Raw genomic sequence first — 20,135 nt, 5'->3', positions numbered from 1 at the left:
TACACAATCACGCGATATCAATCGATGATTATTTCAAGGCATCTTGCGGAATGCGCACCCAGCCTTCCATCAATACGCGCGCGCTGCGACTCATCACCGCTTTCTTCACAGCCCATTGCCCATTTTCCTGTACGGCTTGCGCGCCAACACGCAAAGTTCCAGACGGATGGCCAAAACGTACAGCTTCCCGCTCACCGCCGCCAGCCGCTAAATTCACCAACGTGCCGGGAATCGCCGCGGCTGTGCCGATTGCGACAGCGGCAGTCCCCATCATCGCATGATGCAATTTGCCCATCGACAGTGCGCGTACCAGAAGGTCTGTATCCTGTTCGCCAATGGCTTTTCCGCTGGAAGACACATAGCTTTTCGGCTCAGAGACGAAGGCAATTTTTGGCGTATGCTGGCGTTTTTCCGCTTCAGCAATATCTTGAATTAAGCCCATCTGCTTGGCGCCATACGCGCGGATTTTCTCAAAACGCGCCAAGGCTGCGGCATCACTGTTAATTGCATCCTGCAGTTCGGTGCCTTCATAGCCGATATCTGCTGCATTTAAGAAAATTGTTGGAATGCCGGCATTAATGAAGGTCGCTTGAAACTCGCCAACCTCCGGCACAAGCAAGGTATCAACCAGATTGCCTGTCGGGAACATCGCGCCGCCATCTTCACCGTCATCTGCTGGATCTAAAAATTCAATCTGCACTTCTGCGGCCGGAAAAGTGACGCCATCCAGTTCAAAATCACCCGTTTCCTGCACCTGGCCCTGAGTGATTGGCACATGCGCAATAATGGTTTTTTGAATATTAGCCTGCCAAATATGCACTGTGCAAATGCCATTTTCCGGGATTTTTTCCGCCGCCACTAAACCATTTGCAATTGCAAAAGCGCCTACGGCAGCAGTTAAGTTGCCGCAATTGCCGCTCCAGTCTACAAAAGCGCTGTCAATGGACACCTGCCCAAATAAATAATCCACATCATGATGCGGCTGCGTGCTTTTATCTAAAATAACTGTTTTACTGGTGCTGGATGTTGCGCCGCCCATGCCGTCAATTTGCTTGCCGTAAGGATCTGGACTGCCAATGACACGAAGCAGCAGCTGATCACGAATAGCGCCTGCCTGCTGCGCGGCTTCCGGCAGATCACTGCGCTTAAAAAAAACACCCTTACTGGTGCCGCCACGCATATAAGTTGCTGGAATTTTAATTTGGGGAGCAAATGGCATATTCTGAATCCTTATTTATCATTGTATTGCACAATACCAATCCGATATTGATCGCGCATTATCATAACGGCTTTTACTGAAAATACATTAGCCACAGGACTTAAGTATAAAAAAACGGCATCTGTCAGATTTCCGACGGCAGCACAGATTCATCTTTCATAAATAAAATAAAATTAATCTGTTGATTCATTTATTGTTTAATGATTAATTTTGTTAAAAAATATTTAATGAAACCTATAACTTTTTTTCATATTTTTTGAGCTACTAGGCTATTTCTTCTTGATCTATTACAATCCAAATCACATATTCATTGTCGGGCTGAAATAACTTGAATAAAGAGTCGTCTCAACTTCAGCGTGGCTTAAAAAACCGTCATATTCAATTGATTGCCATGGGTGGTGCAATTGGTACTGGCTTATTTTTAGGTTCCGCACACGTGATTGAATCTGCCGGTCCATCCATTATTTTGGGTTATGCGATTGGCGGATTAATTGCTTTTTTAATTATGCGTCAACTTGGGGAAATGATTGTTGAAGAGCCTGTAGCAGGCTCATTCAGTCATTTTGCGAACAAATACTGGGGCAAATTCGCCGGCTTTCTTGCAGGCTGGAACTATTGGATTTTATATGTCCTCGTTGCCATGACAGAACTGACTGCTGTCGCGAAATACATCAATTATTGGTGGCCTCACATCCCTGCCTGGGCATCGGTGCTGACCTTCTTTGTCATTATCACCTTAGTGAACCTTGGCAACGTAAAATTTTATGGCGAATCTGAATTCTGGCTCTCTATTGTTAAAGTCACTGCTGTTGTCGCGATGATTGTATTCGGTATTTACTTACTGGTTACAGCAGGCCCGGATTCCACCGCATCTTTCAGCAATCTTTGGACACATGGCGGTTTCTTCCCGCACGGCTTTGAAGGTTTGTTTTACATGCTGGCCTTCCTCATGTTCGCTTTTGGCGGTATTGAGCTGATTGGCATGGCGGCAGCTGAAGCCAAAGATCCGCAAAAGACCATTCCGAAAGCCATTAACCAAGTCGTTTTGCGTATCTTGGTTTTCTATGTCGGTTCAATGACGATTTTACTGTCGCTTGTGCCATGGAACGAATTGCAGCTGGGCGGTTTAGACAAAAGCCCATTCGTGATGATCTTCAGCCAGCTGGGTATTGGCTGGGCCGCGCATTTGCTTAACTTTATTATTTTAACGGCGGCGCTTTCTGTTTATAACAGCGGCATGTATGCCAACAGCCGCATGCTGTTTGGTCTAGCGCAGCAAGGCAATGCGCCGAAAATCTTTACGCAGACCAATAAGCAAGGTGTGCCAATTCCTGCCGTGCTGTTTTCTGCCTTGCTTATTTTTGGCTGTGTATTACTAAACTACTTTGCACCGGAAGATGCTTTAAGCAACCTGATTTATATCGTGGTTGGCGCTTTAGTCCTAAACTGGGCAATGATCAGCTTAACGCACCTTAAGTTCATTAAAGCAATGAAAGCAGAAGCTAAGGTATCGCAATTCCCTGCGCTTTGGTCGCCATTCAGCAACTACCTGGTTCTTGCCTTCATTGCGGTTGTGCTCTACATCATGTGGACGCAAGGTTTAAGCGGCGCCGTGATCATGATTCCAATTTGGATTGCGCTCATGTTTATTCTATTCAAAATACTTTATAGAAAAGCGTAATTTTTTTAAGCATTTAAAAAGTTATTGTTTCGGCAATAACTTTTTTTTTGTTTGGAATTGGAGTAAATTAACTGCGTTTTACGCGCCCTTAGCTTAACTGGATAGAGCAGTTGCCTCCTAAGCGACCGACGTGGGTTCGAGTCCCGCAGGGCGTACCATTTTATAGCGGATTTTAGTCTTTAACACTCTAAATTAAATATAAACAGAGAATAGATATTATATTTTGAGTGAGTCCAATAAACCTGTTCCCTTAACCGCATTCAACACTTAAGAAATAGAAAAGAGCCTATTCACGACAATTTTATTCGGATGAAATCAAATGACCATTTGACATCATTAGGTCACAACTCTTGCCATACAATAAGCTTAGATACAGCGATCTTTAAATTATTCTAAAAGTTCTCAAATCAATTTCTCATCTCCGTTTCTAAAATAAATCAGAAATAAGCTTTGTTAACGATTAGTTTCATATCTATTTTGTATATATACTTTGCAGAAAATATGATCTACTAATTATAAAAATAAAATATACTTAACAAAATATGTTGAGTATATAACATGAAAATATCTTTACTCATCTCATCGCTTCCAACGCAAAGCACCACGGCGCGCATGAGGGTATGGCGATCTCTTAAGACAAGTGGCGCTGCAACCCTTAGAGATGGGGTCTATGTACTCCCAATTGCTCATTGCGAGAAATTTGACCCTATCGCTCACGATATTGTTTCAGAGCAAGGAACTGCTTATATCTTCCATACAGAGTCCCTTTCAAATATTGATCTTTCGACTATTTTCAGCCGAAAAGAAGAATATGACACTCTCTATAAACAGCTCACAGCATTACGATACCACCTGACTCAAAATCAAAAGAAAGAACTGCTTAAGCAAGTCCGTAAACTCCGAAAAAATATCGATGCGCTTGTAGATATTGACTATTACCCCGATAAAACTCAGGTACAAGTGCTCAACGAACTTTCATTATTGGAACGTTCTATTGCCCGACTCGGTGAAGCTAACGAACCCCAAGCAATACAAACTCATATTCAACTTTTAGACAAAACAGATTATCAAAACCAAATTTGGGCAACGCGAAAAAGACCTTGGATTGATCGGCTAGCCTCCGCATGGCTGATTAAGACTTTTATCGATGCCACACCGACCTTTATTTGGTTAGAAACTCCCAATGATTGCCCCGAAGAAGCCTTAGGTTTCGATTTTGATGGCGCGAGGTTCAGCCACGTGAATCACTGGGTCACTTTTGAAGTGCTTTTACATAGTTTTAATTTAGAAACGCCAGCACTCAAAAAAGTTGCTGAAATTGTGCATTACCTTGATGTCGGCGGGATTGAACCGCCTGAAGCCATCGGTATTGAGAAAATCATTCAGGGCCTCCGAAGCCAAATAAACAATGATGACCAATTATTTGAATTATCCAATCATATTTTTGATGGCCTCTATACCAACCTATCCAGAGAATAATCATGGAACAAGAACTGATTCCTCCCCCAGAAGCGGAAATAGAAACTGTTTCATTTTGGCAGGCCTTTCTGTTTTGGCTTAAATTAGGATTTATTAGTTTTGGCGGACCTGCAGGTCAAATCGCGGTCATGCATCAAGAACTGGTTGAACAGAAGCGCTGGATTTCCGAGAAGCGTTTTTTGCATGCGCTGAACTACTGCATGTTGTTGCCCGGGCCTGAAGCACAGCAATTAGCGACTTATATCGGCTGGTTAATGCACAGGACGACTGGCGGATTAGTTGCAGGTATTCTTTTTGTATTGCCCTCCCTGTTTATTTTAATCGGCCTTTCATGGGTCTATGTCAAATTTGGTGATGTCCCCATCATCGCTGGACTGTTTTACGGCATTAAACCCGCTGTGGTTGCCATTGTTTTTCATGCAACTCACCGGATCGGCAGCCGGTCACTCAAGAATAATTTTTTGTGGCTGATTGCCGCGCTCTCATTTATCGCGATTTTTTTCTTCAGCGCACCTTTTCCTTTAATCGTTTTCTCTGCCGCGATCATTGGATATCTGACCAGCAAAAAGTATCCAGCCCTATTTTCTAATGTAAACACGCATCAGCAGAGTAAAAAAGACTATGGGGCTGCATTGATTGACGATGATACTCCCACACCAGCGCATGCGATCTTTAGCTGGAAACGATTGGGGAGTATTGTACTGATCGGCGCTCTGCTGTGGCTAATTCCGATCATCAGTCTAAGCTTAACGCTTGGATGGGATCATGCGTATACGCAAATGGCATGGTTCTTTACTAAAGCTGCGCTGTTGACCTTTGGCGGTGCCTATGCCGTTTTACCTTATGTTTATCAAGGGGCTGTGAACTATTATGGCTGGTTAAGCCCAACGCAAATGATCGATGGTTTGGCACTGGGTGAAAGCACCCCTGGGCCACTGATTATGGTGGTGGCATTTGTTGGCTTTTTAGGGGCATTCAATCATGCACTCTTAGGCTCGGATCATCTATTCATGGCAGGCGCGATTGGCGCAACAATCGTCACTTGGTTTACCTTTTTATTTTCTTTCATTTTTATTTTAGCAGGCGCACCGATTATTGAATCGACACATAACGAACTCAAATTTACAGCACCCTTAACGGCTATTACAGCAGCGGTTGTCGGCGTGATTCTTAACCTTGCACTATTTTTTAGTTATCACGTGCTTTGGCCGACTGGATTTAGCGGTTCCTTTGATTTCGTTGCGGCACTCATTGCCTGTGCTGCCCTGATTGGACTGTTCTATTTTGAGTTGAAAGTCATGTATGTCCTTGCTGCTTCTGCATTAATCGGCTTGCTTTGTTTTAGCTTTCTTTAATGTATATCAATTGAATGAAGGCCTTCTTTTGTGGGATTTGATTGAATCAATCCCACACTATTTTTAAGTCCCTTGTGGTCTCTTGAAGTTGATCGCTAGGATTCACCTAAAAAACGCAACCCCACGCCTGCAATGGTAAAAATATATTTTGGGGTGACTGCAGAATCTCCAATTTTGGTGCGGAGTTTTTTCACCAAGATTCGAAGATAATGGGTATCTTCTTCATGGCTAATGCCCCATAACTCGGTCATAATTTGCTTTTGCGTAACAATCTTACCCTGATGGCGAATCAAGAGTGCTAACAGTTGAAATTCTTTTTTGCTGAGTACAATTTCTTCGTTGGCAAACTTCACCACATGTTCGGCGACATCCACGAATAATTGACCATCATCAAATACAATATTCTGTTCAGACTGTTGTGGTTTATTGCGAAACATCACTCGAATACGGGCACATAATTCCTGAATGCTAAACGGTTTGGTCACATAATCATTCGCACCTGCATCCAGCAATTTAATTTTTTGATTTTCATCAGGACGTGCAGACAACACAATCACAGGAATATCTGACCACTGTCTCATCTCGGTCAACACCTGCTGTCCTTCCATATCTGGCAAACCCAAATCTAAAATCAGTAAATCCGCACCTCGTGTTGCCAAAATTTCTAAGCCTTTCATCCCATTTTCAGCAACATGCACCTGATAACCTTGTGCACGCAAGGCGATGTCCAGAAATTTCCGAATTTGGGGCTCATCATCAATAATCAGAATCGATGCTTGAGAATTCAATGTTTGTGGCATAAATGATGATTTTAATCCTGATGCAGTGGTAATCGTATTCTAATTAGTGTGCCCTGACCATGTGTTCCAGCAAATGCTTCTATACTGCCCATATGTGCGCCAATAATTGCTTTGACAATCGCAAGCCCTAAACCTGTCCCCGTTTTACCGCGATCGCCACGCTGCATGGTATAAAACATATCAAAAATTTGTTCACGTTCATCTTCGGGAATTCCTGTCCCTTGATCCATAATGTCAATTTGCAGATATTGTTCCTCTTGCTGAATTTTCACTTCAATCGGGACATCCTCTGGTGAAAATTTTGCGGCATTTTCCAAGACATTAAAAATGGCTTGTTCAATCAAAGTAGGATGCACATACAATTGCGGAAGTTCTTCCGCCAAAGCAACTTCGATTTTCACCTCAGGCTGATAGCGTTTAAGCCGTTGCGTTGCCGAGCCAATCAGTTCATCTACACCGATCCAAGCACGACTTAAAGTCAAACCCTGATGACCTAATCGCGTCATATCCAACAGGTTTTGAATATAACGATCCAACCGTTCACCTTCAATGTGAATGGTGTCTAATAATTCATGGCGATCGCTTTCAGGCATCTGTTCACCATAATATTTGAGCGTATCTGCTGAACCAATCATCGCTGCTAAGGGTGAACGTAAATCATGCGATACCGAAGAAAGCAAAGCTGAACGTAACTTTTCCGTTTCAGCCACCACACGAGAGTTTTCTAACTGTAATGACAACTGTACACGTGAAGCAGTTTGAGCAATGTCATCAATCATCAACTCAACTAGGCGTTGTTGTTCAAAACCAATACTTTCAGGATTTTGATGAAAGCGAATCGCAATTACCCCATACCCATCCACCAAATTTAGCGGATTAAACCACCATTCAGATTGGGTTAAGGTGTTGGTAAAACGCCCACACGATTGCACATTTTTCTGAGTCCAGTTTGCAGCGATCTGATCTTTTTCATTAAATAAAGTGGCATCGCCTAATTCCTGTGTTCCAATTCTAAGCCAAACGGCTGCATTTAAAGCACTTTCTAAATGTTGCTTTGCAACTGTCATCACCTGTTCAATATCCACGCAACTGGAAAGTTTTCGTTCTAATTCTTGTAATTGTAGAGCAATAGAATTTGCAGCACGGAGGCTAAGCACCTGAGCACGTAATTGGTTGGCTAAACGCCCGACCAGTAAGGCAGAAATAATAAACGTGATAATGGTAATGACGCCACGTTCAGCACTAATCATAAAAGTAAATCGTGGTTCGATAAAAAAGTAGTTATAGAGTAGAAAACAGATAAAAACGCTCATAATCGTAATGAGCATGCGTGCCCGCATTGCGACCAACAACACAGTCACGATGAAAATTAAGGCTAAATCACTATAACCAATAAACCGATCACTGATTGCCGCCACCATAAGACCTAGCAGGACAATCACAATGCTTTCAATGACTTCTCGTTGATTGAATGCTAAGCCCTGTTCTAACCAAGCATGATGAGAGAGATTGATCATTGCTTTATGATCGCCATGTTTTGATGCTAATGGCTGAACAAAGGTGATTTCAAAAGGATGTTGTTTCTCTAACAGTTGATCGGCAATATGATCTGAGAATAGACGCTGCCATAACGATTTTTGAGGGCTTTTGCCGAGTAAAATATTAGATGCACCATAATCATAAGCCGCTTGTAAAATGGTCGATGCAATATGATTACTATACAACAAATAGGTATCTGCACCGAGCTTACGCGCTAGATTAAAAGCCTTCGTCACTGCAAAAGCTTGGGTCGTTTCAACCTTACTTTTTTGAATTGAAATGACGCTCCACGTTGCATTGCGCCTTTCCGCAATCCGATGCGCACGGCGTACCAAATCTTCAGAGAATTCAGAACCATCTATCGCCAACATGACATGATTTTGAATCGGAATAATCTGCCCTTGTGCAGCAGACTTCTCTCGATAATCCAGTTCAACTTGCCCTGCAACTGTTTGAATGGCTAAATCACGCAGGGCGGTTAAATGTGCAGGTTTAAAAAATCCCTGTAATGCTTGAGGTGCAACATCAGCAAAATAAATCTTGCCATGATTCATACGCTCTAACAGCTCAGGTACAGGCAAATCCACTAAGCGAATGTCTTTCAATCGTTTGAGTAATGCATCAGGAACGGTTTCACTGACCCGAATCCCTGTAATCTGATAAACCACATCATTGAGACTTTCCAGATGTTGAATATTTAAGGTGCTATAGACATCAATGCCTGCATCTAACAATTCATTGACATCCTGCCAACGATATTCATGGCGACTGTTCGGTACATTACGATGTGCCAACTCATCAACAAGCACAATTTCAGGTTTTAATTTAAGGATTTGATCGAGATCCATCTCCTCCAAAGTCCGTCCTTGATAGTCTAAAACTTTTCTTGGAATAACATTCAATCCCTGAATTAAACGCTCAGTATCAGCTCGACCATGAGTTTCCACCACACCCACCACCACATGCTGCCCTTGCTTCATCAGCTCATGCGCTCGGGTGAGCATGGCATAGGTTTTACCTACCCCAGGTGCTGCACCCAAGAAAATGGTCAAACGTCCAGATTGTTCACGTTGACTATGTGCCAACCACGCATCTGCTTTGTTGTTACGGTCGATCTGCATCATGATGCCCCTATCCCTGAAACTGGCATGATCAATGTCAATGCGTAGATAATTGATCTAATGCTAAATTAAGTTGTAAAACATTCACCCTCGCTTGCCCATAGATGCCGAACTGTGCAGGTTGAATATGCTGTTGTACGACATGACGAACCTGTTGCTCCGTTAAATGACGTTGCTGTGCCACACGTTTCACCTGTAATAAAGCACTCTCAGGTGAAATATCAGGGTCAATCCCACTGCCTGATGCAGTCACCATATCGTTCGATACTTGCTGTACAGCGATCTGATTACTTTGAGCAAATTGTACTGTTCTTTCCTTAATTTGTTTTTGTAAATCAGGATTAGAAATTGCCAAATTACTGCCTGCCATGCCATCAACACTGTAACTGACTGCGCTTGGGCGAGCATGAAAATATTGTTCACTAACAAAGTTTTGTCCCACCAAACTTGAACCAACAATTCTGCCATCAAGTTGGATTAAGCTACCATTGGCCTGCTTCGGAAAAATTAACTGGGCAATCGATACACTCACAGCAGAATATAAGACACCTGCGACAAGGAACCCCACCAAGATCAAACCAAGGCTTGGACGTAAGATCGAATGTACTGGATTGGATAATTTTAAATTCTGTTGATTCAATTGCTCATGATTCAATAAAGTATTCATCTCTCACTCCTAAATCCACAAGGACACAACAAGGTCAATTAACTTGATCGCAATAAACGGAAACACCACGCCACCTACACCGTAAATCAGCATATTACGGCGTAACAATTGCAAAGCACTGGCAGGTTTAAATTGAACACCTTTGAGTGCCAATGGAATCAGCATCGGAATAATCAGCGCATTAAAAATCAATGCTGAAATCACGGCACTGCTTGGACTACTGAGCTGCAGGATATTGAGTACCCCAAGTTGTGGAATTGCGACTGCAAACAGTGCAGGTAAAATCACAAAGTACTTGGAGACATCATTTGCCAGAGAAAAGGTGGTTAATGCACCACGGGTAATCAATTGTTGTTTACCAATTTCCACCACATCCAGCAATTTGGTTGGGTCGGAATCCAAGTCCACCATATTGCCAGCCTCTTTCGCTGCTTGTGTACCTGAGTTCATTGCTAGACCAATGTCAGCCTGTGCTAAAGCTGGTGCATCATTGGTACCATCGCCAACCATTGCAACCAATTTACCTGCAGCTTGCTCTTTACGAATACACGCTAATTTATCTTCAGGTCGAGCTTCGGCAATATAATCATCCACGCCTGCTTCTGCTGCAATTGCTGCCGCTGTTAATGGATTATCCCCTGTCACCATAATGGTTTTAATACCCATCTCACGTAACAGTGCAAAACGTTCTTTAATTCCAGACTTAATCACATCTGAAAGTTCAATCACGCCTAAAATACTGTGATTCGAAGCCACGACCAATGGTGTTGCACCTTTAGACGCCACCTGTTCCACTCTGGTTTTTAGCTCAACATTGTCTTTGATCTCTTGATTGGTAAATTTAAGAATCGCATCCACTGCACCTTTACGAATCTTTTGCCCAGTGGCTAAATCCACACCTGATAAACGTGTCGATGCACTAAATTGGATAAACTCCGCATCTTGAGGCTCTTGGACACTTTCCCTCATTTCTTTACCTAAACTCACCACAGATTTACCTTCAGGGGTTGGATCAGCAAAAGAGGTCAGCATGGCTGCTTGGCGTAACTCACTTGGGCTGACACCTGCCAATGGATAAAATGCAGTAGCCTGACGGTCGCCATAGGTGATCGTACCTGTTTTATCCAACAGCAATACGTCAATATCACCTGCAACTTCAACCGCTTTCCCTGATTTGGCTAAGACATTGGCTTTTAACGCACGGTTCATCCCTGCAATCCCAATCGCAGGTAATAAGCCGCCAATCGTGGTTGGAATCAAACAAACCAATAGAGCAATCAACAAGACGATGCTGATTTTGATCCCGACCATTGAACCAATCACAGGTAAGGTCACTACCACTGCAATAAAGGTAATGGTCATGATGTTGAGCAAAATACTCAGTGCAACCTCATTCGGTGTTTTTTGACGGTTAGCGCCTTCAACCAAAGCAATCATACGGTCTAGGAAACTATGTCCTGCCTCACTACTGACCCGAATAATAATTTCATCAGTCAAAACTTTGGTTCCACCGATCACACCAGAACGGTCCGTATTAGCTTCACGTAGTACTGGCGCAGATTCGCCTGTAACTGCTGATTCATTGATGGTGGCAAAGCCTTGGATAATCTCGCCATCCGCAGGCACAATTTCACCTGCTTTAACGATGATTAAATCATCTTTTTTCAATAAATTTGCCGAAATCATGGTGGGTACAGCTTTGAGATCTGCAATCCGATTTGCGGTTAAATTCTCACGTGCCTGACGTAAGGATGCTGCTTGTCCACGCCCTTTGGCTTCTGCAACCGCTTCAGCATAATTGGCAAATAAAACTGTGACCAACAGAATCAAGCCCAACAGCAGTCCAAAACCTAAACTGGTACTGCCCATCAAGGTTGCCGCAATGGTTAAGACTGTGCCTACCCATACACATGCCATGACTGGATTTTTAAAAGCATACTGTGGCAGTAGTTTATGAAAAGTTTGCTGAATAATTTCTTTATTCAAAATATCCATGTGTTGTGTCGCATTTGAATGTTTCATTGTTGTCGCTCCACGCTTAAACTTTCACAGATAGCACAGATAAATAATCGGCAATTGGTCCAATCACCAACACGGGCATGAATTGCAATAAGGTCAAAATCAGCACGATTCCAATTAAGGTCAATGCAAAAGTTGGAGACTCGATGTGTAAAGAGCCTTTGCTTTCGGCTGCTTGTGGTTTGGTTGCCAAACTGACTGCGATCAATACAGGGATGATCAGTACGCTGTAACGACCTGCCAACAAAGCAACACTGGCACTGAGATTCCACCATACCGTGTTATCACCTAAGCCTTCAAAACCTGAACCATTATTCGCAAAAGCAGAGACATACTCATAGAACACTTGGCTAATGCCGTGGAACGCTGGATTTGAATTGCCTGTAATGGATGGGAAAGCAATTGCAATCGCTGTCAGACCAAGAATCACCACAGGTTGCAGCAGAATTACGAAAGCCAATAACTTAATTTCAGTCACTTCAACTTTTCGACCAAACAATTCAGGGGTACGCCCCGTCATTAAGCCTGCAATAAATACCGCCAAGAACAGGTAAATAAAGAACTGTAATAGCCCACAGCCGATACCGCCCCAAATGGCATTGATCAACATATTGCACAGTTCAACCAACCCCGTCAGTGGTGAGGCAGAATCATGCATCATATTGACCGAACCGTTATTCACTTGCGTGGTCAAGCTTCCCCACAATGCAGATGCATCCGCACCGAAACGAAGCTCTTTCCCTTCCATCAACGCAGCATTTAAAATTAAAGATGATTTTTCTGTCCATATAGTCAACAAGGTTGAAGCCAATGACATTAGTAACATGGTGCCAAAAATCATCCACATCAATTTTTTACGTTGGATAAAGCGTCCAACCATAAATACTGCTGACAATGGAATGAGTAAGATCGCAATCATCTCAATCACATTGGATAAAGGTGTTGGGTTTTCTAAGGGCACACTACTATTTGGGCCATACCACCCTCCACCATTGCTCCCCAGTTGTTTAATCGCCACCATCGGCGCAACAGGACCCAATGGAATATGTTGGTTTTTAAGCTCTACGGTTTGATCCAAGACCTGTACAGTTGGACCTGCTGATAAAGTTGCAGGAACGCCTTGAAAGGTCAGTAGCAAAGAAAAAACTAAACCCAATGGAATAAAGAATCTAAATAATGGGCGAATAATATCCATCCAATAATTACCGAGATTAATATGATTCCAATCCTTTGGATCTGAATCTTCCGATTGGCGTGATTGCAGGAATAAAGCCCTTAACATTGCCACCAATAAAGCCAGCCCAATAATTGGCGACAAATACTGCAGTCCAACAATGACTGTCATTTGCGATAAATAGGACAGTTGAGCTTGTCCTGAATAATGCTGCTGGTTAGTATTGGTCAGGAAGGAAATTGTGGTGTGTAAAGCCAAATCCCAATTCATATTGGGAATATGATCAGGATTTAATGGTAGCCATGCCTGTGTCATTAAAATAGTGACACTCGCCCCAAGCAGTAAAGCATTACTGAGGGCAAAAGCACCCAGATATTGCCGCCAGTTCATACCGACCTGCTTAACACCCAGAACAGCATAAATCGGCTGCTCAATCCATTTAAAAAAATGGTCACTTTTCATTGGCTTGGCTTGCATCACATCGGCGAGGTAAGCACCAAGCGGATAAGCCAACAGCAATGAAAAGACAAATACAGAAATAAATTCCCACATAGCAAATGCCATTTAAAATAGGTCAGCGTTAGTATGGAAATTGAGGGCGTAAATTCTCTATATTCAAAACTGCGGATGGCGTAAATTTTGCGTAAATTCTGAAAGAAAAAGTTTATTTTTTTTTACCCAAAGAAAAAACAGCGAATTCGCTGCTTTTGTTTTTACAATACTGATCCTAGACAGTATAGCGGACAATAAGTCCCTCTAAATTTTTAAAATCTTTCGGCTCAAAAGCTTCAGGACTTAGCCAGCCATTTACAGAATATCTTCTGACCCAATTGTCTTAACTCCCAATAGAGTCAAAAAAGACAGCATTAATTAAGATTAAAATTCACATATTTTTGTTTTTTTTATAACTCGCTAGTTCTCATTTAAATTCATTTTTTCCAATTTAAAAACAGATAGTTATAAAATAAAACTTTAAATAATTAGTGCAATTACTCCAAACAGACGCATTTTTATTCTGATTTTTTTATCTAGAGCATTTACTCTTATTTTTTTTGTGCTATTTTTGTCACATGGAGTAACAATTCAGCGCATTGGAAGCCAAAGATTTATCCATAGCCAATGCCCCTGTAACTCAAATAAAAATGCAGTAACTTCAATTTGTACACCAAGGAAAGATGAAGAATGAAATTAAAAAAGCTAACGACAGCATTAATTCTTGCAACATTACCAGCCACTGGCGTATTTGCAGCAGCGCTAGATCGTTCTGGTCAATCCATTGCTGCATTTTTACAGCCTGGCAACTATTTTGAAGCAGGCATCTCAGTTTTAGACCCAGAAGTTTCAGGTAAATCAAACGTTACAGCAACTAACCCGACTAGCCAAGAAACTGGTGATATGGCTGGTGACTATTATTTCCCTTCAGCTGCTTTAAAGTTACAACTTACAGATAACTTCTCATTTGGCTTACTTTATGATCAGCCATATGGTGCAGATGCTGAATACACTACGTCAAATATGTTTACTAGTCCTACTGGCCATACTGCAGTCGAAGTTGATACTCAGAATCTTTCTATGATTTTTGGTTATCAACCTACGGTTAACTGGAATATTTATGGTGGTGCGGTATACCAAACAATTAAAGGGAATGTTGAACTTCAAGGCACAGCATATAGCGGCACAGCTTCACCAAGCACAGGATTTGCAGGTTACAAAGCCAATATTGGTGAAGATAGTGCAGTAGGCTGGTTAGCTGGCGTTGCATACCAAATTCCAGAAATAGCTTTAAAGGCATCTCTAACTTATCGTTCTGAAATTGAGCACTCAGTAAATATTGATGAATCATCTAGTGGTACAAATTTAACAGCTCTTCCTGTACCTAATTTAATTAATTTTTATGCAAATCAAGGTTCAAGCGATATTACAACTCCGCAATCTGTTAACTTAGATTTCCAGACCGGCATTATGGCTGATACAGTTGCATTTGCTAACGTGCGTTGGGTTGAATGGTCTAAGTTTGCAATCCGCCCATATGCCTTTGGTAAAGCAAGTGGCACTGTTGGCCCAGCAATTGGTCAACCAAATGGCTTTGATCTAGTAGCATATTCAGATGATCAAATTTCTGCAACAGTGGGTGTTGGCCGTAAACTCAGTGAACAATGGGCTGGCAACATTTCTGTAGGTTATGACACTGGCGCAGGCAATCCTATTTCAACACTTGGCCCTACAGAAGGCTACTGGAACTTAGGTTTAGGTGTTCAATTCAGCCCTGCAGCAAACTACTTTATTGCAGGCGGTGTTAAATACTTCTGGCTAGGTGATGCTGATGCTCAATCTGGTGCACAGTTCAACACGTCTAATACAGTTGCAAAATTTGAAGACAATACAGCTTGGGCTTATGGCTTAAAAATCGGTTATAGATTCTAATTAATTAAAATTGTAAGAAGGCCATAGTTTGCTATGGTCTTCTTCTCATTTCTTCACAACGAATCAATTGCTTTAAAAACACCCATTTAATTTTTTTGATAATGAAATATAAAAATTAAAATAAATACTCTATTTTCCTATTAAAAATCATTTAGATAGATTACTCCAAATAGACTTTTTACTCTATACAACTACTTTTTTTGCATTCCCGCGTTCATTTCTAGAGCACTCCTGAGTATTTACTCATTTTCATATTATGTTACTTTCCCTGCATTGATCGATTACTAAAAGTTACAAACAGGGAAAACTATGAAGCTCAGCCAGTTATCTAAAGCGATTCTCATCAGCTTATTGCCAGCCACTTCTGTTTTTGCAGCAGGATTAGACCGCTCTGGTCAGTCTATTTCAGCATTCCTTCAACCTGGAAATTATGCTGAAGCAGGTTTTACTGTCCTTGACCCGACAGTAGAAGGTAAAGACATCGCTGGCAATAAAGTAAGTGATATGGGCGATGATTACTACTTTCCATCTGCTGCAATCAAAGTGCAAGCAACTGATAAAATTTCATTAGGTTTAATCTATGATCAGCCCTATGGTGCCGATGCAACTTATGTAACCGAAAACAGTATTTTTGCAGAAAAGTCAAAAAATCAAGGAACACATGTAGAAGTTAGAACCAATAACATAACGGCATTAATTGGTTACCAGCCAAATGAAAATTGGAATTTTTATGCAGGCCCTGTTTATCAAACAGTTAAAGGCCAAGTGTCACTGCGCGGTCAAGCCTACGGCGGCCCAGCTAAGCTAGGCGGCTATGACATTAACCTTAAAGAAGATGATGCATTCGGCTGGATTGCAGGCGCAGCATACTCAATTCCTGAAATTGCATTGAAAGCCGCCGTCACTTACCGTTCCGAAATCAAACATGAATTAGAATCATCTGAAACATTCGGTTTTGGTTCTGTGATTCGTCCAAATAGCCAGACAGAAGTTGTAACGCCTCAATCTGTCAATTTAGACTTACAGTCAGGTATCGCAAAAAATACTTTGGCTTTTGCTAATATCCGTTGGGTACATTGGGATCAATTTGCAGTGAAACCTGCATATTTAGCAGCAGCAACTTTACTCGCTCAAGGCAAAGCGCAAAATTTAATCGACTACTCTGATGACCAATGGTCTATTAACACAGGTGTTTCCCGCAAGTTTAATGACAAATGGGCAGGAACTGCTTCTGTCGGTTATGATTCTGGCGCAGGCAACCCTGTAACTACACTTGGCCCAACAGAAGGCTTTTGGAGTGTAGGCTTAGGCGGTCAATACAGTCCTGCTGAAAGCTATTTCATCGCCGCTGGTGTCAAATACCTGTGGTTAGGTGATGCTAAAGCACAAACAGGCGGAAATGTCGTTGGCAGCTTTGAAGACAACAATGCCATCGCTTACGGCATGAAAATTGGTTACCGCTTCTAATTGATATGACTTAAATTAGAATGCAAAAAAGGGCGCCAACGGCGCCCTTCTCTTTTTCAGCAATAAAATGTCTGCAGGGTTAAATCAAGCAGGAATATTTCGCACAGATGATTTACGGATCGCTTCTTTCAGTGCTTCATAGCCATGAATCGGCGGGAACTGCGGAAATTCTGCAATGACATTTTCAGGCGCATCAAACAAGAAGCCATGATCAGCCTCGCCCAGCATGGTTGTATCATTATAAGAATCACCGGCAGCGATAACGCGGAAGTTTAAGCCATGCAATGCTTTTACCGCTTGACGCTTTTGATCCGGCTGACGCAGCTTATAATCGGTGATCATGCCATTTTCATCCGTTTCTAACTTATGGCAAAAAATCGTTGGCCAATCTAGCTGCTTCATTAAAGGATGCGCAAATTCGTAGAATGTGTCAGATAGAATAATCAGCTGGAAATGCGTGCTCACCCATTTTACAAATTCTTTGGCGCCTTCAAATGGCCCCATATCTGCAATAACCGCTTGAATATCATTTAAGCCTAAGCCATGCTCTTTTAAAATATTCAAACGCTGAGTCATCAGCACATCGTAGTCTGGAATATCGCGTGTAGTTGCTTCCAACTCTTTAATTCCAGTTTTTTTAGCAAAATTAATCCAGATTTCCGGAACTAAAACACCTTCTAAATCAAGACATACGATTTCCATGGACTCTCCTAATCTCAGTGAAAAAATTTGCACTATCATAGCTTAAGAAATAGCTTTTGCCTTGTTCTTTTTTAAATCTATTTTTTTCATAAGTATCTATTTTTTAGTGATAAGTCGTATTTATCAATTCTATTAAAATAGTTGTGAAATAAATTAATATAGGCTTAATGTTTCCAAGCCTATCGCCAGGACAATCATGACAACAATCCCAACGATCGATATTGTAGATGCGCTTGCAGCTGAATATGCAGATAAATCTCCAAACGAAATTATTGAACTTGCACTGAGCCAAGAAGGCGAAATTGCCATTTCATTTTCCGGTGCAGAAGATGTGGTTCTTATTGATATGGCCTCGCATTTAGGCAAGCCTTTTCGTGTTTTCAGCCTGGATACAGGCCGCCTGCATGCCGAAACTTATCAATTCATTGATGCCGTGCGTAAACACTATAATATTGATATTGAGATTTGCTTCCCTGAAACTGAAGCCATTCAACAATTAGTGACTAAAAAAGGCTTCTTCAGCTTTTATCAGGATGACCATAAAGAATGCTGCGGCATCCGTAAAGTTCAGCCGCTGCGTAAAAAACTGGCGACTTTAGATGGCTGGATTACCGGTCAGCGTAAAGATCAGAGCCCAGGCACCCGCAATGAGATTCCTGTCGTGCAAGCTGACCCAGGTTTTTCAGGCCCAGGCAAGCAGCTGATTAAATATAATCCTTTAGCCAACTGGTCTAGCGCCGATGTCTGGAACTATATCCGCCTGATGGAAATTCCCTATAATCCATTGCATGAACGCGGCTTTATTTCCATCGGCTGTGAACCGTGCACCCGGCCTGTATTGCCAAATCAGCATGAACGCGAAGGCCGCTGGTGGTGGGAAGACGCCACACATAAAGAATGCGGCTTACACGCCGGAAACTTAAAGAAATAATCAAGCCTAAACCATTGCCTGAGCAGTGGTTTTTTTCGACGTATTGATACATATAAAGCAGTTTTATTCTGATGGAAAACAGCTATAATTTCAGAGTAATTTATAATTCTAACAAGGCAGCTCATATAGGAGCGTCCCTAGACATTGCAGTGAGGCAATCCACGCTATGCGTCCATTACATCCGATTGATTTTATATTTCTCACTTTAGAAAAGCGTCAGCAGCCGATGCATGTTGGCGGACTATTTTTATTTACGATTCCAGATAATGCGCCATCCAGTTTTATTCAAGATCTGGTTACAGATATCCGAAATTCAAAATCAATTCCAATCCCGCCCTTCAATAACCGCTTAAATGGCTTTTTTTGGGATGAAGATGAAGAGTTCGATTTAGATCACCATTTCCGCCACATTGCCCTGCCCCACCCTGGCCGCATCCGTGAGCTTTTGACTTATATATCGCAAGAGCACAGTACGCTGATTGACCGCGCTAAACCGCTGTGGACTTGCCATATTATTGAAGGCATTGAAGGCAACCGTTTTGGCATGTATTTTAAAATCCACCATGCCATGGTCGACGGCATTGCAGGCATGCGCTTAGTGGAGAAATCGCTTTCAGATGACCCGAATGCGAAACGCATTGTTCCACCCTGGTGTGTTGAAGGTCCCCGTGCGAAGCGTTTAAAAGTGCCAAAAGTCAGCCGTATCAAAGGCTTAATGGATGGACTGAAAGGTCAGCTGGAATCGACACCGCGTGTGATATATGAACTGTCTCAGACTGTAATGAAAGATATGGGGCGCAATCCTGATTATGTCTCCAGCTTTCAGGCGCCGAGTTCTATTCTGAATCAGCGGGTCAGTTCGTCGCGCCGTTTCGCCGCGCAATCCTTTGAGTTTGCAAGATTAGCGCATATTGCCAAAGAACTGGGCGTGACCATTAATGATATTGTTTTGGCCATTTGTTCAGGCGCATTGCGTGAATATCTCATCAGCCAAAATGCGCTGCCGAAAAAACCGTTGATTGCCATGGTTCCCGCATCTGTGCGTACGGATGATTCGGATATGTCCAACCGCATAACCATGATTCTGGCCAACTTAGGCACTCACAAAGAAGATCCGCTTGAGCGCCTTAAAATTGTGCGCCGCAGCGTACTGAATGCCAAAGAACGTTTTAAACGCATGAATGCCAATCAGATTTTAAATTATAGCGCTTTTGTTTATGGCGCTGCCGGCTTAAATATCGCTTCCGGCTTAATGCCAAAACGCCAGGCATTCAATTTGGTGATTTCTAATGTGCCGGGACCACGCGAACCTTTATACTGGAATGGCGCGCGCCTGGATGCACTCTACCCTGCCTCTATTGTTTTAGACGGTCAAGCGCTGAACATTACCATGACCAGCTATTTGGACAAATTGGAAGTGGGCCTGACCGCATGCCGCAATGCTTTGCCGAAAATGCAAAACCTGCTGACACATTTGGAAGAAGAAATTCAGAGATTTGAAGAAATCGTGAATAAAAACAACCCAAAGCTTCAGGCGGTTAGCTGACCGCAAACCCG

At 42.3% G+C, this 20,135-nt stretch carries 14 protein-coding genes, 1 tRNA gene and 1 pseudogene; 8 read left to right on the top strand and 8 right to left on the bottom strand.

Annotated elements, in window-relative coordinates:
• Positions 1-28: 28 nt before the first annotated feature.
• Positions 29-1,219, bottom strand: coding sequence for a 2-methylaconitate cis-trans isomerase PrpF (gene prpF / locus JZ784_RS01005; protein WP_346313486.1), 1,191 nt, complete (start codon positions 1,217-1,219; stop codon positions 29-31).
• Between the two features lie 328 nt (positions 1,220-1,547).
• On the opposite strand from prpF, the gene JZ784_RS01000 reads away from it, so the two are divergent.
• The 4 genes from JZ784_RS01000 (at position 1,548) to chrA (ending at position 5,734) form a co-directional block, all read left to right on the top strand.
• Positions 1,548-2,900 (top strand): amino acid permease, encoded by a 1,353-nt coding sequence (locus JZ784_RS01000; protein ID WP_346313485.1) that lies wholly within the window; start codon positions 1,548-1,550, stop codon positions 2,898-2,900.
• 82 nt (positions 2,901-2,982) lie between these two features.
• Positions 2,983-3,058 (top strand) — tRNA-Arg (locus JZ784_RS00995).
• Positions 3,059-3,458: 400 nt separating this feature from the next.
• Positions 3,459-4,379 (top strand): chromate resistance protein ChrB domain-containing protein, encoded by a 921-nt coding sequence (locus tag JZ784_RS00990; protein WP_346313484.1) that lies wholly within the window; start codon positions 3,459-3,461, stop codon positions 4,377-4,379.
• Positions 4,380-4,381: 2 nt separating this feature from the next.
• Positions 4,382-5,734, top strand: a complete 1,353-nt coding sequence (chrA, locus tag JZ784_RS00985) for a chromate efflux transporter (RefSeq protein WP_346313483.1) — start codon at positions 4,382-4,384, stop codon at positions 5,732-5,734.
• A 95-nt stretch (positions 5,735-5,829) separates the two neighbouring features.
• Here the strand turns inward: chrA and JZ784_RS00980 are convergent, their stop codons facing one another.
• The 6 genes and pseudogenes from JZ784_RS00980 to JZ784_RS00955 all read right to left on the bottom strand — a co-directional run.
• A complete protein-coding gene (locus tag JZ784_RS00980) occupies positions 5,830-6,534 on the bottom strand; it encodes a response regulator transcription factor (protein ID WP_346313482.1) in 705 nt (234 codons plus the stop codon).
• A gap of 11 nt (positions 6,535-6,545) precedes the next feature.
• Entirely contained in the window at positions 6,546-9,194 is a 2,649-nt protein-coding gene (locus JZ784_RS00975) for a sensor histidine kinase KdpD (protein WP_346314234.1), read from the bottom strand.
• A 37-nt stretch (positions 9,195-9,231) separates the two neighbouring features.
• Positions 9,232-9,861, bottom strand: coding sequence for a potassium-transporting ATPase subunit KdpC (kdpC, locus tag JZ784_RS00970; RefSeq protein WP_346313481.1), 630 nt, complete (start codon positions 9,859-9,861; stop codon positions 9,232-9,234).
• A gap of 9 nt (positions 9,862-9,870) precedes the next feature.
• Positions 9,871-11,883, bottom strand: a complete 2,013-nt coding sequence (gene kdpB, locus JZ784_RS00965; RefSeq protein WP_346313480.1) for a potassium-transporting ATPase subunit KdpB — start codon at positions 11,881-11,883, stop codon at positions 9,871-9,873.
• 16 nt (positions 11,884-11,899) lie between these two features.
• On the bottom strand, positions 11,900-13,606 hold the full coding sequence (gene kdpA / locus JZ784_RS00960) for a potassium-transporting ATPase subunit KdpA (RefSeq protein ID WP_346313479.1): 1,707 nt from the start codon (positions 13,604-13,606) through the stop codon (positions 11,900-11,902).
• Between the two features lie 175 nt (positions 13,607-13,781).
• Positions 13,782-13,922: pseudogene (locus JZ784_RS00955) on the bottom strand (IS3 family transposase); the annotation flags it as partial.
• Between the two features lie 314 nt (positions 13,923-14,236).
• On the opposite strand from JZ784_RS00955, the gene JZ784_RS00950 reads away from it, so the two are divergent.
• Positions 14,237-15,478 (top strand): outer membrane protein transport protein, encoded by a 1,242-nt coding sequence (locus JZ784_RS00950; RefSeq protein WP_346313478.1) that lies wholly within the window; start codon positions 14,237-14,239, stop codon positions 15,476-15,478.
• Positions 15,479-15,787: 309 nt separating this feature from the next.
• Positions 15,788-16,945, top strand: a complete 1,158-nt coding sequence (locus JZ784_RS00945; protein WP_346313477.1) for an outer membrane protein transport protein — start codon at positions 15,788-15,790, stop codon at positions 16,943-16,945.
• An 84-nt stretch (positions 16,946-17,029) separates the two neighbouring features.
• Here the strand turns inward: JZ784_RS00945 and thrH are convergent, their stop codons facing one another.
• Positions 17,030-17,647 (bottom strand): bifunctional phosphoserine phosphatase/homoserine phosphotransferase ThrH, encoded by a 618-nt coding sequence (gene thrH / locus JZ784_RS00940; RefSeq protein WP_005011640.1) that lies wholly within the window; start codon positions 17,645-17,647, stop codon positions 17,030-17,032.
• A gap of 196 nt (positions 17,648-17,843) precedes the next feature.
• Here thrH and JZ784_RS00935 point away from each other — a divergent pair, with 196 nt between their 5' ends.
• Entirely contained in the window at positions 17,844-18,578 is a 735-nt protein-coding gene (locus tag JZ784_RS00935; protein ID WP_346313476.1) for a phosphoadenylyl-sulfate reductase, read from the top strand.
• 166 nt (positions 18,579-18,744) lie between these two features.
• Positions 18,745-20,124, top strand: coding sequence for a wax ester/triacylglycerol synthase family O-acyltransferase (locus JZ784_RS00930; protein WP_346313475.1), 1,380 nt, complete (start codon positions 18,745-18,747; stop codon positions 20,122-20,124).
• Positions 20,125-20,135 lie beyond the last annotated feature (11 nt).

Source organism: Acinetobacter sp. CWB-B33, assembly GCF_039655955.1.
Classification (GTDB): domain Bacteria; phylum Pseudomonadota; class Gammaproteobacteria; order Pseudomonadales; family Moraxellaceae; genus Acinetobacter; species Acinetobacter bouvetii.
The sequence above is the reverse complement of the archived record's forward strand: the minus strand, read 5'-3'. Positions and strand labels throughout refer to the sequence as shown.